Annotated in this window: 9 protein-coding genes, 1 tRNA gene and 1 pseudogene; 1 reads left to right on the top strand and 10 read right to left on the bottom strand. The window is 55.3% G+C overall.

What is annotated here, in order from left to right:
• Positions 1–4: 4 nt before the first annotated feature.
• The gene (locus FPT15_RS27030; protein WP_145165850.1) at positions 5–5,410 is read right to left on the bottom strand and encodes an ATP-binding protein; all 5,406 of its coding nucleotides are present in this window, start codon (positions 5,408–5,410) and stop codon (positions 5–7) included.
• 250 nt (positions 5,411–5,660) lie between these two features.
• Between FPT15_RS27030 and FPT15_RS30175 the strand changes: the two are divergent.
• Positions 5,661–5,829: pseudogene (locus FPT15_RS30175) on the top strand (DDE-type integrase/transposase/recombinase); the annotation flags it as partial.
• A gap of 507 nt (positions 5,830–6,336) precedes the next feature.
• Here the strand turns inward: FPT15_RS30175 and FPT15_RS27025 are convergent.
• The 9 genes from FPT15_RS27025 to thrS all read right to left on the bottom strand — a co-directional run bounded on the left by FPT15_RS27025 (position 6,337) and on the right by thrS (position 13,793).
• A tRNA-Pro gene (locus FPT15_RS27025) sits at positions 6,337–6,413 on the bottom strand.
• Between the two features lie 90 nt (positions 6,414–6,503).
• Positions 6,504–6,860, bottom strand: a complete 357-nt coding sequence (locus tag FPT15_RS27020) for a MerR family transcriptional regulator (RefSeq protein ID WP_003174972.1) — start codon at positions 6,858–6,860, stop codon at positions 6,504–6,506.
• Positions 6,841–7,143, bottom strand: coding sequence for an integration host factor subunit alpha (ihfA, locus tag FPT15_RS27015; RefSeq protein ID WP_002553164.1), 303 nt, complete (start codon positions 7,141–7,143; stop codon positions 6,841–6,843). Before ihfA ends, FPT15_RS27020 begins: the two co-directional genes overlap by 20 nt.
• 3 nt (positions 7,144–7,146) lie before the next feature.
• Complete coding sequence (gene pheT / locus FPT15_RS27010) at positions 7,147–9,525, bottom strand: phenylalanine--tRNA ligase subunit beta (RefSeq protein ID WP_145165849.1); 2,379 nt, start codon at positions 9,523–9,525, stop codon at positions 7,147–7,149.
• 26 nt (positions 9,526–9,551) lie between these two features.
• Positions 9,552–10,568: a phenylalanine--tRNA ligase subunit alpha gene (pheS, locus tag FPT15_RS27005; protein WP_057721572.1), complete on the bottom strand. Its 1,017-nt coding sequence runs from the start codon at positions 10,566–10,568 to the stop codon at positions 9,552–9,554.
• A gap of 109 nt (positions 10,569–10,677) precedes the next feature.
• The gene (rplT, locus tag FPT15_RS27000; RefSeq protein WP_053257052.1) at positions 10,678–11,034 is read right to left on the bottom strand and encodes a 50S ribosomal protein L20; all 357 of its coding nucleotides are present in this window, start codon (positions 11,032–11,034) and stop codon (positions 10,678–10,680) included.
• 30 nt (positions 11,035–11,064) lie between these two features.
• Complete coding sequence (gene rpmI / locus FPT15_RS26995) at positions 11,065–11,259, bottom strand: 50S ribosomal protein L35 (protein ID WP_002553160.1); 195 nt, start codon at positions 11,257–11,259, stop codon at positions 11,065–11,067.
• A 60-nt stretch (positions 11,260–11,319) separates the two neighbouring features.
• The gene (infC, locus tag FPT15_RS26990) at positions 11,320–11,871 is read right to left on the bottom strand and encodes a translation initiation factor IF-3 (protein ID WP_015884933.1); all 552 of its coding nucleotides are present in this window, start codon (positions 11,869–11,871) and stop codon (positions 11,320–11,322) included.
• Positions 11,871–13,793 carry a threonine--tRNA ligase gene (gene thrS / locus FPT15_RS26985; protein WP_119742672.1) on the bottom strand — a complete coding sequence of 641 codons (1,923 nt, stop codon included), beginning with the start codon at positions 13,791–13,793 and terminating at the stop codon, positions 11,871–11,873. Before thrS ends, infC begins: the two co-directional genes overlap by 1 nt.
• Positions 13,794–13,822 lie beyond the last annotated feature (29 nt).

Here is a 13,822-nt window from a genome sequence, read left to right as displayed (position 1 = left end):
TGTTTCATTTTGGATTGAACTCGTACACAACGCTTCCCTTCCCAATCGCCCGAAACGTTCCAGCACCTTTACTCGAGAAAGGATTGGCAAGGAGTGTAGGAGTCATCCGAGCGGGGTCTCCCACATTGGCGAGATATAGGATTCGGTACTTGTGCTCGCTATCGACACGATAGCGTTGTGCCGCAAAGATTTCGGTAGGCCCCAGCTCGAATCTCAATGGGTTTCCAGTACTAGCCTTAACCTCGTAGTAGTAAGTACGGCTCTTGGTCGCGACAATGAAGTCATATCCCAAACTGTCCGAACCGCCGCTCGTGTTTAATACTGCATCGCGATAGCGGGATACCCATATGCTTTCGTCAACTGACTCTAGCTTGTGTCGGCGGCGAAGCCATTCGCGGGCCCATAGCTCTCCCATTAAACCTACCGCGAGCTTCTGCTCATCAGACATGCTCGTCTCGGAAAGCTTGGGCATACTTCCATTCCCACCACCGCTGGAAGTCCCGCTTGTCTTATAAAAGTCTATCGTTTGTAGCGTAGCCTCTTTCGATGAAACATGATTTAACGCGGGTGCTTGGGCTGCCGCCGCAACAACTGCAGCGGCGATGTCGATGTACCCTGCCGTGATCGCGGACATGGATACACCGTCAAACTCTACCTGCATACGCCGACGTTGCTGTTCCAACCGAATATTCTTCGCCCGCTCCTCATTGCTCACCATGCTCTCCGCGGATAACTCCCAATACGTCAAATCCTTGCTTGCGGCTTTTCCAACAGGCCAGATACCAGCTTGGGACAACCACTGCACGATCTCACCATCATCCAATAAACGGAAGTCCAGCCAGCCACAATCACGCGCATGGGCGATGCATGTGTCACGCGCCGCTTCTGGGGTACTCCATGTCTGGCGTACCAAGAGGGTTACAGTGATTCCGCCAGCGCGAACCCAAGCCGACAGTATCGGTGCGTAATGAGTCAAAAAATTACGAAGTCTTGCGCCGTTGGACGCTCGACATTCAGTCAGAGTTAGGTTCATTGACGAATCCGAAGCGCTAGCAGGCATAGCTCCATCAATCCAGCTATCGATTTGGGTATCCATCACTGCTGCGGGTAATTCGTCATACGTTGTGAACCAGATTGGCTGTGGAGCGATAGCAAGTACCCCTTCCCTAGCGGCAATGTATGCATCCAACCTCAGCTTCTGGTCGAATAAACCAACGCTACGCTCTCGCAAGCGTTCGATTATGTTTGTCTGCTGTAGGCGCAAATGGCGCATCCAGGCCTCTCGATGCATATGCTCATTGCTGGCGAGCTTGTATTGGTCGCCAAGAACAGCAATGGCCTCATTGAGTTCGGCGATCGGAAGTAAGAACTCCACCTTGAGGTCGGACAAATCGGCCAGATGAATCATCCGAGCCTCAAGGTTCGCAAGCGGTATGCCAACCTCGAATGCCAACGCTTCAAATACCGCACGCAGATCTTCATCCTGAGGTTCGCTCTGTGTCGAAAGCTCTTGGAGGCGTGCCGTGGTTTGCGGTGACGCTTTACAGGCCGAAAGCGGTATCGCGAGATGGAGCATTCCAATCAAATCACCACTTGCGAGAAGCCGTGTTTGCCGGATTGCTTCCGGTTCCACCCCCAGAGCAGATGCCAAAATCGTGTCATCGGGAGTTTCTTCGCCCCCATTCCGCATTGTGGAGGCAAGGCGCAACAAAGCAGCATCAAGACCATGCGCCAAATCCCGCGCCCCCAGAGCAACAGCCAACTGGACTGATGCTCCTGCAACATGCTCTAGTGTCAAAGGTTCCTGCTCAGCTTGGATTATCAGTACGGGACCAGCCGCACGATTGAGAACAAGTGAACCACGCAGTGACAAAGGCATGGCTACCCATTTGTTGCCGTGGGCGATTTGAATTTTTTGCCCGCTAACCACCTCCAACGACAATGCCGCACGTCGAATTCGCCCAAGTGTTCTTTGGGTTGACTGCATGAATACACTGCTTTTGTGTTCTGCAACACACACAAGGAACTCGACAAACCATGACCCTATGACATCGCTCAGAAGACGACTTGGCGTACGGTCATCAAATCTGATGCCATCGACGTAAACCTCAGCTGGCTCGTCAGAGATGAGTCGAAACCTTTGCGGAACACTGTTGTTCACCCAACCCCACGCAGCTGCGGTGTCTCCCGGCACGAAGTCGAAAATAGGTTCTCCGACCTCCTCCAACAACTGCTTCTTTACCCCATCACGCTCATCATCGAAGTATGGCTCGATATCTTCTTCGATCGTCCTGGTGAGCACTCGAATTTCATTGCCTATACGTACTGGCACAGAAGTGCCAGCCTCAGGTGTACCTTTCTTACGTGCGTGGATCCATAGGCGTCTAAACCACTCCTGAAACCGCCGCACGTCCCGAATATCGGAGATTCCCCCAGAAGCTGATTCGATGAGTGCGAGCAACGCACGCCCAGCATGCAACTCATTATTGAACAATCCAAACTTCGCTTCGCGTTGAAGCCATTCGAGCGATTGGGAGTCAATCGCTACTGCCACTTGGTGGGCCACGAACTCTACGAAGCGCGGGGGGCGCTCCTCTTCGCTGTTGAAATACCATGCATCTGAGGGTTTAACGAACCGTAACTTACCTCCCGGGTGAATCACCGGTAACCACTGAGCACCGGTTAGAAAGGCAAGTAGGGGAGTTGATAGCCGGTGTACCTCTCCATTGCCGATCTCCGTCCGTACGGCGCGGAATGTACGGTGTTCGTCACTAAACGATCGCATAGCCATTGCAACCTGTACTGCAAAGTCTCTCCTGACATCTGGCGGAAAGGACTCGCATTCACCCTGACCAGGAATACGCCAAGGCCGCATTTCTGCCCGGTAATTGCGTGTAAAATACATTTGGGAACAGTCTTGCGTAATTTGTGCTTTCCAGTGGGAGCGCAACGTTTCGGTGATTCCTGGCAAATCGCGTGTGACGATTAATGGCAAAAGTGCGGGAAAGCCAATAGGATTGGCGGTGATGCTTTCACCGCCAATGGGGCGCAGGCAATCAACCACGCCACTGGCATTGAGAAAGCGAACCCATTCGGATTGGCTTCCATAACGAATTGGCCACGCAACGAATTCCGGCACCAAGCGTGCCAAAGAGACCTTCATATCGTCAGAGTCATCGGCAGTGATCCGTAGCAACGCTTGCAACTTGCTGCCATTCGGAACCTCCCAACCGGCGCCAAACATAGCTGTCTTCGCATCAACCCAGTCGTTGGCGGTCGGTACAAAGAAATCAGCCGAGCGCGTCTCCTTGTCGGAAAGCGACCGACCACTGCTCCATAATCTAAAGGCCCATTCGAGGGCCTGTTCTCGTGTACGGTCAGGAACGGATGAGCGAGTCACTCCGGCAAGGGTGCGAAGTACGTCTCGGGTGTCGTACTCGCGGGCCAGCTTACCGGCAATGAGGAAGGAACGGCCAGGTCGATGGCCGCCATCGTCCTTCAACCAGGGTATATCTCGGCTCAACAAGGCGAATCCCTTACGCAGCGTTGCGGGGAGTTGATCCAAAGGTAAAGTTCGCTTGCTAGCTTCATCGTCGACGTCTGCGTCGACAGACAGTACTGGCGCGAAATAGACATCCGCTGCCCGCCGGCTGCGGCCGGAGTTAGTGTTCGCAGGTAACTCACTGCTGATTAAGTCGCCACTGACGCTCAGCAGAAACTTTTTGCCGGAAAGATACGAAGCATGGTCCGCCATCACGGTAGACACTTCATCATAAAAATCAGCCCACCGCTCCGGGGCGGCGATCTGCTCATGCATTTTTACGGCGATTGCCTCAATCCAGCCCGAGATCACTTTGGCGGGAGGTTTAAAGTCGGACTGTCTAAGTCGTATATACAATCGATCCAATGCTGCTCTCTGCGACAGCGTGAGCGAATCGACTAATACCTTTCCGCCTCCAATCTCGCAAATTGCCTTAGTGGATAGACAGGCATTGCCGGGAGCTATCCATGAATACGTTTCCTTGGGCGATGCCCAAGAAATCGTTTCATCATCTCCACGTACAGGGAGAAACTCCCGACTCAAGATGCCTTGGCCGTCGTCGCCCATGCCGAGCTTCAATGCGGGTTGATACGCTTCGTCCCAACATAGAAGGCTGACGACCGCACTCGGCGCCTGCGCCCACCCACTATTGACCATAAAGTCGATCAGTTGGCAGCTTAACCAGGCGGCCGTGCGCATAAAGAATTCGTTGAGGCCAATCGATACGTCGACAGTTCTTCGGTCCATCTTCGTGTAGAAATTGGCATTGATGTAGCCGCAGAACGGTGCTTTGCCTTCCGCACCAAGCGGTAGGAAGCAATACAGCCTTCCCATCTCCAAGGGGGCACCCAGCGGGACCGCGATGCTGATCCTCGCGATACCGTCCCAATCCCTCCAACTTTCCGGTATCTCTTCCCTCTCAAGGCTTGCGTGCAACGCCTGCCTGAACAGCTGGTCATCGATGTCCCAATGAGCCGCGACAAACCTCGCATTGCCGAGGCAGAGCTTGGCCACAGTGATTGGCGAGTCCACCTTCAAGCCCTCGGGTATTACAGGCCAGGTCTCCTCTACCGACCGTTCCAGCACGAAAGGCTCGTTCATTCCAGAATCGATAGAAATACGTCCAACCCGATCCAAAAATAACTGAAGCGGTGTGGACAAGCTCATCAGTACGTCAATTTGCGCCCTTACGGATTGCAGCGCTTCTAGCGATTTCAAAGGTAAGCGGACAACGGTGGCAAAGCCTGCCTCGGCAAATCGTGTGACCTTGTCATCGGGCTCAGTGAGTACTGGTATATGCCAACAAGGTAGGTTGCTGGCCATCTCTTGAGAGGCATCGGCCGAGTGCACGTCCTTGTGTGCACGCAGATCATCAATGGTCGCAAACCGGAAGCACAATCCGTCGAAGGTGGCTCCTCCCCCTTCGCCACGAACCGAATAGATTTCGGGCCAACTGCACACCTGAAGCACACTTCGAAATCCCAGTCCCTTATTTCCGATACCGGCATTGACGGGTTTGCTACTCAGCGCAATGTTGGTGATAGCTTGCAAGTTTTTACCAGTAAAACCGGCACCACGATTAGCAACATACAGACAACCATGGCCCTCAGTAATGTCTAGAACTACAGCAATTTCACCATCTGTACGCGTTGGATCGTGAGCATCATGAGCATTCTGGATAAGTTCTACGAGAAAACGGTTGCCGTAGTCATCGGAGACGAACTGCGACATATTCCGTACGCTCTGATAGAGGCTGGGATCGTTGCGAGCAGCGAGGTAATTCGAGATACGTTGATTCATCAGCTTCGCGATTGATTCCGCAGGGCCGAGTTCTTGGTCTACTAACGGCATTTCAATACTTCCCGACATTCAACGTATACCTCCTTGTTATGGCACCGCTCACAGGTTTGTTGGGCCCAGCGTCTGTACCAGTCGTTCGCCAGTTTAGTAGCCCTAACAGATTTTTAGGTCTTTATTTCAGCCAGTACAGAATCCTCAATTAATGTGATGTTTGGACCTGTACGCAAAGGGCAGCATATGAGATTCAGCAATCGGAATCTGGCGGCGTCAGTTGGCCTATTCCGAAGATCTTGAATTGAGAGTTTGATATGTCGGACCCCAAACAAGTTGTGGCGACATCACCGTCTGGGCCGAGGGAAATGGCATTACCTAGCTGTCGTTCTGGATCTCTACCCACGCCGAATTGTGGGTAGGGCACTATCAAACAGCCGGGTGCGGATCTAGTCATCAAGGCGTTAGACATGGCTTGCGAGCAACGTTCTAGGCCTTAAAGGCTGCTGTTTGACTCAAATCAGGGCTCGCAATACGGCAGGCTGGCGCGCGCTCAGACTGAGAAAACTTAACATTATCTCCGGAATTAGTTGACCACTACACCCCATTTTTTTTGAGGTCCATTAGCCACCTTTGGCGTGATGCTATTCTGCTTTTTCCGGGCAACTCTCCACTCCCTCTCATTTGGGGGCTGACCCGAAAAAAACAGGCAGCCCGACCCTTGTGTCGGGTTTTTATTGCGCGCTATCAACGCCCTATACGAGATCGACACAATTTCTAGGTCAGGTTTATACGTGTCGAGTCTGCATTATCCACCTCAACTATCCGCTCGACCGGATAGTGCTTTCCTGTAGCAAATATGAAGCGTGATTAGCTCAAAACGCAATGTTCAAGCGCTCGAAAAAGGCGGAAATTCCATTGAGAGCCAGTCGTTTTGTAGGGGTAAAAACGACAAAAAATAAAAAAGGGTCGCGAGATAAAATCTCGCAACCCTTTGAATTATATGGTCGGGACGGAGTGATTCGAACACTCGACCCCTAGCACCCCATGCTAGTGCGCTACCGGACTGCGCTACGCCCCGACTAGGCGTGTTACTGGGTTCGCTTCGCTACGAAGCGATCCGGAATATACCGCAAGCTTTTGAAATGTGGAAGTATTTTAAAAGCCGACGTTATTTCTTCAAAACCACCAGCACATCTTCGAGTTCGGAGATCATCTGGCGGATCAGTTGCTTGTATTGGGTGGTGTCGTCTTTGGCTTCATCACCGGACATGCGCTGGCGCGCGCCACTGATGGTGAACCCCTGGTCGTACAGCAACGCACGGATCTGTCGGATCATCAGCACATCCTGGCGCTGATAATACCGACGGTTCCCGGTGCGTTTGACGGGGTTGAGTTGAGGAAACTCCTGCTCCCAATAGCGCAGCACGTGCGGCTTGACCGCACAGAGCTCGCTGACTTCACCAATGGTGAAGTAGCGTTTGCCTGGGATGACGGGTAGTTCGTCGTTATGACTTGGTTCCAGCATAAGCCTCAACTCGGGCCTTCAACTTCTGCCCTGGACGAAAGGTGACCACACGGCGAGCCGTGATCGGGATTTCTTCTCCCGTTTTTGGATTGCGGCCAGGCCGCTGGCGTTTGTCCCGCAGGTCAAAATTGCCGAAACCGGACAATTTGACCTGTTCGTTGTCTTCCAGAGCGTGCCTGATTTCTTCAAAAAACAGCTCGACCAATTCCTTGGCTTCGCGTTTGTTCAGACCCAGCTCTTCGTACAGACGTTCCGCCATCTCAGCTTTCGTCAAAGCCCCCATACGTCACTTCCTTAACGTGGCGTTCAACCTTTGTTCAAGCGAGGTGAGGATATTTTGTGTCGTGGTATTCACCTCATCGTCATTAAGAGTGCGCGATGGATGCTGCCAGGTCAAGCCAACTGCAAGGCTTTTTCTATGCGGATCAATGCCTTTACCCTGATAGACGTCAAATAGCCTGAGGTCTGTCAGCCATTCCCCTGCATTTTCACGGATTACATCCAGAACGGCAGTGGCGGCGACTTCGCGATCGGCGATCAGGGCCAGGTCACGACGCACTTCAGGGAAGCGCGACAACTCGCTGAATTTAGGCATCTTGCCCGACGCGACTTCCGCCAAGACCAGCTCAAAAACGAATACCGGACGGTCCAGATCGAGGGTTTTCGACAACTCCGGGTGGATGGCACCTACGTAGCCCACCAGGCGCCCTTCGCGTTCGATACGCGCAGTCTGGCCTGGGTGCAACGCTGGGTGGCTGCCCGGCACGAACGTGAAATCGTCAAGCGCGCCGGCAAAGCCCAATACCGCTTCCACGTCAGCCTTGACGTCGAAGAAGTCCACGGCGTCGCGGCCTTGGGCCCAGCCCTCAGGCAGGCGGCTGCCGCACACCACGCCAGCCAGCATCGGTTCTTGTTTCAGGCCGTCGAGTTGGCCGACAAAACGCAGACCGCTTTCGAACATGCGCACGCGGTCTTGCTGACGGTTAAGGTTGTGGGACAGTGCCTTTACCAGGCCCGGCCACAACGACGAACGCATGGCCGCCATGTCGTTCGAGATCGGGTTAGCCAACAGCAGTGGCTCGACGCCCGGGTTGAACAGCTCGAACTGTTTAGGATCGATGAAGCTGTAGGTCACCGCTTCCTGGTAGCCACGGGCGACCAGCAGGCGACGCAGCTCCGGCAGGTGCGCACGGGCCTCAGCTTTAGGCTGCGGCGCCAGGCGTGCTTGCGGGTAGCGAACCGGCAGACGGTTATAGCCGTACAGGCGGGCCAGTTCTTCGATCAGGTCAACTTCCAGGCTGATATCGAAGCGATGGCTTGGCACTTCGACGTGCCACTGCCCTTCCGCGCTCGCGGCAATGCTCAGGCCGAGGGCCGACAGCAGTTGCTCGATCTGAGCCGGCTCGATTACCAGGCCGAGCATTTGCTCGACGCTCTTGGCGCGCAAAGTGATCGGTGCAACGGATGGCAGGTGCTGCTCGCTCACGGTTTCAGTGATCGGGCCAGCTTCGCCGCCGGTGATTTCCAGCAGCAGGCCAGTGGCGCGCTCCATGGCTTCACGGGCCAGCTTCCAGTCCACGCCACGCTCATAGCGGTGCGAAGCATCAGTGTGCAGGCCATAGGAACGGGCTTTGCCAGCGATGGCGATCTGATCAAAGAACGCACTTTCAAGGAAAATATCACGCGTGGTCGCGGACACACCGCTGTGCTCGCCGCCCATGACGCCAGCAATGGCCAGGGCGCGGGAATGATCGGCGATCACCAGGGTGTCGGCGCGCAGGGCCACTTCCTGGCCGTCGAGCAGTACCAGCTTCTCGCCTTCTTCGGCCATGCGGACGCGAATGCCGCCGTTGATTTCGGCGAGATCGAACGCGTGCAGCGGTTGGCCCAGCTCCAGCATCACGTAGTTGGTGATGTCGACGGCAGCGTCGATGCTGCGCACGTCGGCGCGGCGCAGGCGCTCAACCATCCACAGCGGGGTTGGCTTGGACAGGTCGACATTGCGAATCACACGGCCCAGGTAACGCGGGCAAGCGTTGGGAGCCAAGACCTCGATCGGGCGCACTTCATCGTGCACAGCGGGCACGGCGGCAACCACCGGACGAGTAACCGGGACGTTATACAACGCACCCACTTCACGTGCCAGACCGGCCAGGGAAAGACAGTCGCCACGGTTCGGAGTCAGGTCGACCTCGATGCTGGCGTCTTCGAGTTCCAGGTAAACGCGGATGTCCTGGCCCACTGGCGCGTCGGCCGGCAGTTCCATCAGGCCGTCGTTGCCTTCGCCCACTTGCAGTTCAGCCTGGGAGCACAGCATGCCGTTGGATTCAACGCCACGCAGCTTGGCTTTCTTGATCTTGAAGTCACCCGGCAGTTCGGCGCCGATCATGGCAAACGGAATCTTCAGGCCCGGGCGCACGTTAGGCGCTCCGCACACGACCTGAAACGTCTGCGCGCCGTCACTGACCTGGCACACACGCAATTTGTCGGCATCCGGGTGCTGCTCGGTGCTCAGCACCTCGCCCACCACGACGCCGCTGAAAACACCGGCGGCCGGCGTGACGCTATCGACCTCAAGACCGGCCATCGACAGACGAGCAACCAGCTCGTCGCGATCTACCTGCGGGCTTACCCAGCCACGCAGCCATTGTTCACTGAATTTCATCCTGCTCTCCTAAAGATTCGTTACGACTAGCGAAATTGCGCGAGGAACCGCAAGTCGTTGTCGAAGAACAGACGCAAGTCGTTCACGCCGTAACGCAGCATGGCCAGGCGCTCAACGCCCATGCCGAAGGCAAAGCCCGAGAACTCTTCCGGGTCGATCCCGGACATGCGCAGCACGTTAGGGTGAACCATGCCGCAGCCCATCACTTCCAGCCAACCGGTCTGTTTGCAGACGCGGCAGCCTTTGCCGCTGCACATCACGCATTCCATGTCGACTTCAGCGGACGGCTCGGTGAACGGGAAGAACGAAGGACGGAAACGCACCGCCAGCTCTTTCTCGAAGAACACCCGCAGGAATTCTTCGATGGTGCCTTTGAGGTCGGCAAAATTGATGTCGCGATCAACCAGCAGGCCTTCGACCTGGTGGAACATCGGCGAGTGGGTGATATCCGAGTCGCTACGGTACACACGGCCTGGGCAGACGATGCGGATCGGCGGCTTGGTCGCTTCCATGGTGCGGACCTGTACCGGCGAGGTATGAGTGCGCAACAGCATGTTCGCGTTGAAATAGAAGGTGTCGTGCATCGACCGGGCCGGGTGATGGCCTGGGATGTTGAGCGCCTCGAAGTTGTGATAGTCGTCTTCGACCTCAGGGCCTTCGGCAATGCCGTAGCCGATGTGGGTAAAGAACTGCTCGATACGCTCCAGAGTCCGGGTAATCGGATGCAGACCGCCCGAGGCCTGGCCACGGCCAGGCAGGGTCACGTCAATGGACTCGGCGGCGAGTTTGGCCGCAAGATCGGCCTCCTCGAGCGACGCCTTGCGCGCATTGAGAACCTCTGTGACACGCTCCTTGGCAACGTTGATCAGCGCACCGACTTGCGGACGCTCTTCAGCCGGCAAATTCCCCAGGGTCTTCATCACCTGAGTCAATTCACCTTTCTTGCCAAGGTAGTGAACCCGGATTTGCTCCAGGGCATTTACATCTTCAGCGCTTTGCACAGCCTCAAGGGCTTGAGCGACGAGCGCGTCCAGGTTTTCCATGTACAGACTCCAGATACAAAATAGGGGAAGAGCTTGAAGGCTCTTCCCCTATTTATGACGTTTACCACCTTGAGCTGCAGGAGCAGCCCAGGGTGACTGTCGGGGGTACTTAAGCCAAGGTGGCTTTAGCTTTCTCGACAATCGCAGCAAACACCGCTTTATCGTTCACGGCCAGTTCAGCCAGAACCTTACGGTCGATTTCGATGGACGCTTTTTTCAGGCCAGCGATGAAACGGCTGTAGGACAGACCGTTAACACGAGCACCAGCATTGATACGAGCGATCCACAGAGCGCGGAACTGACGTTTTTTCTGACGACGGTCACGGTAGGCGTATTGGCCTGCCTTGATTACCGCTTGCTTGGCAACACGGAATACGCGTGAGCGTGCGCCGTAGTAGCCTTTAGCGAGTTTCAGAATTTTTTTGTGACGTTTACGGGCAATGACGCCACGCTTTACACGAGCCATGAGTTACTTCCTCTAGTCTTGATCCAAAAATTAACGAAGGCGCAGCATGCGCTCGACTTTTGCCACGTCAGACGGATGCAGCAAGCTGCTACCGCGCAGTTGACGCTTACGCTTGGTCGACATTTTGGTCAGGATGTGGCTCTTGAAAGCGTGCTTGTGCTTGATACCGTTAGCAGTTTTCAGAAACCGCTTAGCAGCACCACTTTTAGTCTTCATCTTTGGCATGTTCGGATACTCCGCATTCAGTTGATAAACATAATCAGAAGGCCTGCCGTGCCCTGTTGATTACTTCTTCTTTTTCGGGGCGATGACCATAATCAGCTGGCGTCCTTCCATCTTAGGATGCTGCTCGACGGAACCGTACTCCAGCAGGTCAGCTTCAACCCGCTTGAGGAGTTCCATCCCCAGCTCCTGGTGGGCCATCTCACGGCCGCGGAATCGCAAGGATACCTTGGCCCTGTCCCCATCACTCAGGAAACGTACCAGGTTGCGCAGTTTTACCTGGTAATCCCCTTCCTCCGTCCCTGGACGAAACTTGATTTCTTTTACTTGAATCTGCTTCTGGTTCTTCTTCGCTGCGGCAACCTGCTTCTTCTTCTCGAAGATCGACTTGCCGTAGTCCATCACCCGGCAAACGGGTGGGATTGCATCGGCGGAGATTTCCACCAGGTCCAATTTGGACTCTTCAGCAATACGAAGCGCTTCATCAATCGAGACGATGCCAATCTGCTCGCCGTCAGCGCCAATTAACCGAACCTCGCGTGCCGAGATATTCTCGTTGATCGGGGCTTTCGGTGCAGCTCGTTTATCTTGTCTCATTTCACGCTTAATAATAATTACTCCGAATCTGGGCGACCACGCCGGGAAACCGCTTGCGCGAGGAACTCAGCGAACTGGGCGACGGGCATCGAGCCCAGGTCAGCACCTTCACGAGTACGCACAGCGACAGTCTGCATCTCGACTTCCCGATCTCCGATAACCAAAAGATAGGGAACCTTGAGCAAAGTATGCTCGCGGATTTTAAAGCCGATCTTTTCATTTCTCAAGTCGGACTTGGCACGAAATCCGCTTTCGTTGAGAGTTTTTTCAACTTCAGCCGCAAAATCTGCCTGTTTATCAGTGATATTCATGATCACTGCCTGGGTCGGAGCAAGCCACGCAGGGAACGCACCCTCGTAGTGCTCGATCAGGATTCCGACAAACCGTTCGAACGAACCAAGGATCGCTCGGTGCAACATAACCGGGTGTTTCCGGCTGTTGTCTTCGGAGACGTATTCGGCTCCCAAACGGATCGGCAGGTTAAAATCGAGCTGCAAAGTACCACATTGCCAGACACGACCAAGACAATCTTTCAGCGAGAACTCGATTTTCGGACCGTAGAAGGCGCCCTCACCCGGCTGCAGATCGTACGCAAGGCCCGCGCTGTCTAGGGCTGCGGCCAGTGCAGCTTCGGCGCGATCCCACAGCTCGTCGGAGCCGACGCGTTTTTCCGGACGAGTGGACAGCTTCATTTCGACTTCGGTGAAGCCGAAATCGCGATAAACGTCCATGGTCAGCTTGATGAACGCGGCGGATTCAGCCTGCATCTGCTCTTCGGTGCAGAAGATGTGTGCATCGTCCTGAGTAAAGCCGCGCACGCGCATGATGCCGTGCAGCGCACCCGATGGCTCGTTACGGTGGCAGGCACCAAACTCGGCCAGACGCATCGGCAACTCGCGGTAGCTTTTCAGGCCCTGGTTGAACACCTGCACGTGGCATGGGCAGTTCATCGGCTTGATGGCGTAGTCGCGGTTTTCCGACTGAGTGGTGAACATGTTGTCGGCGTAGTTGGCCCAGTGCCCGGACTTTTCCCACAGGCTGCGGTCAACGACCTGCGGAGTCTTGATCTCCAGGTAGCCGTTTTCGCGCTGAACCTTGCGCATGTACTGCTCAAGCACCTGGTACAGGGTCCAGCCGTTCGGGTGCCAGAACACCATCCCAGGCGCTTCTTCCTGAAGGTGGAACAGGTTCAGGCGCTTGCCAATCTTGCGGTGGTCGCGTTTTTCGGCTTCTTCAATGCGCTGGATGTAGGCCGCCAGCTGCTTTTTGTCAGCCCAGGCAGTGCCGTAGATACGCTGCAGTTGCTCGTTCTTTGCATCGCCGCGCCAGTAAGCGCCGGACAGCTTGGTCAGCTTGAACGACTTGAGGAAGCGCGTATTCGGCACGTGCGGGCCACGGCACATGTCGACGTATTCTTCGTGGTAGTACAGGCCCATCGCCTGCTCGTCCGGCATGTCTTCCACCAGACGCAGCTTGTAGTCTTCGCCACGCGCGGTGAACACGTCGATCACCTCGGCGCGCGGCGTGACCTTCTTGATTACGTCGTAATCTTTTTCGATCAGCGCGTGCATGCGCGCTTCGATAGCGGCCAGGTCGTCCGGAGTGAAAGGACGCTCGTAGGCGATATCGTAATAGAAGCCTTCATCGATAACCGGACCGATCACCATTTTTGCGGTGGGGTACAGCTGTTTGACCGCATGGCCAATCAGGTGCGCGCAAGAGTGGCGAATGATCTCCAGCCCCTCTTGATCCTTGGGCGTGATGATTTGCAGGCTGGCGTCGCTGGTGATCAGGTCGCTGGCGTCAACCAGCTTGCCGTCGACTTTGCCGGCTACGGTGGCCTTGGCCAGGCCTGCACCGATAGAAGCGGCGACCTCGGCTACGGATACCGAATGATCGAATGAACGTTGACTGCCGTCGGGAAGAGTAATAGTTGGCATGGCGCCTCCTCTCCTAGTGGTGACCCCTA

It is taken from the genome of Pseudomonas sp. RGB (genome assembly GCF_007713445.1).
GTDB lineage: Bacteria > Pseudomonadota > Gammaproteobacteria > Pseudomonadales > Pseudomonadaceae > Aquipseudomonas.
The sequence above is the reverse complement of the archived record's forward strand: the minus strand, read 5'-3'. Positions and strand labels throughout refer to the sequence as shown.

Bases quoted from the DNA above. Each gene is read 5' to 3' on its own strand.
- FPT15_RS27030 (WP_145165850.1), bottom strand. From the start codon at position 5,410: ATGTCGGGAAGTATTGAAATGCCGTTAGTAGACCAAGAACTCGGCCCT.
- FPT15_RS27020 (WP_003174972.1), bottom strand. From the start codon at position 6,860: ATGCTGGAACCAAGTCATAACGACGAACTACCCGTCATCCCAGGCAAA.
- ihfA (WP_002553164.1), bottom strand. From the start codon at position 7,143: ATGGGGGCTTTGACGAAAGCTGAGATGGCGGAACGTCTGTACGAAGAG.
- pheT (WP_145165849.1), bottom strand. From the start codon at position 9,525: ATGAAATTCAGTGAACAATGGCTGCGTGGCTGGGTAAGCCCGCAGGTA.
- pheS (WP_057721572.1), bottom strand. From the start codon at position 10,568: ATGGAAAACCTGGACGCGCTCGTCGCTCAAGCCCTTGAGGCTGTGCAA.
- rplT (WP_053257052.1), bottom strand. From the start codon at position 11,034: ATGGCTCGTGTAAAGCGTGGCGTCATTGCCCGTAAACGTCACAAAAAA.
- rpmI (WP_002553160.1), bottom strand. From the start codon at position 11,259: ATGCCAAAGATGAAGACTAAAAGTGGTGCTGCTAAGCGGTTTCTGAAA.
- thrS (WP_119742672.1), bottom strand. From the start codon at position 13,793: ATGCCAACTATTACTCTTCCCGACGGCAGTCAACGTTCATTCGATCAT.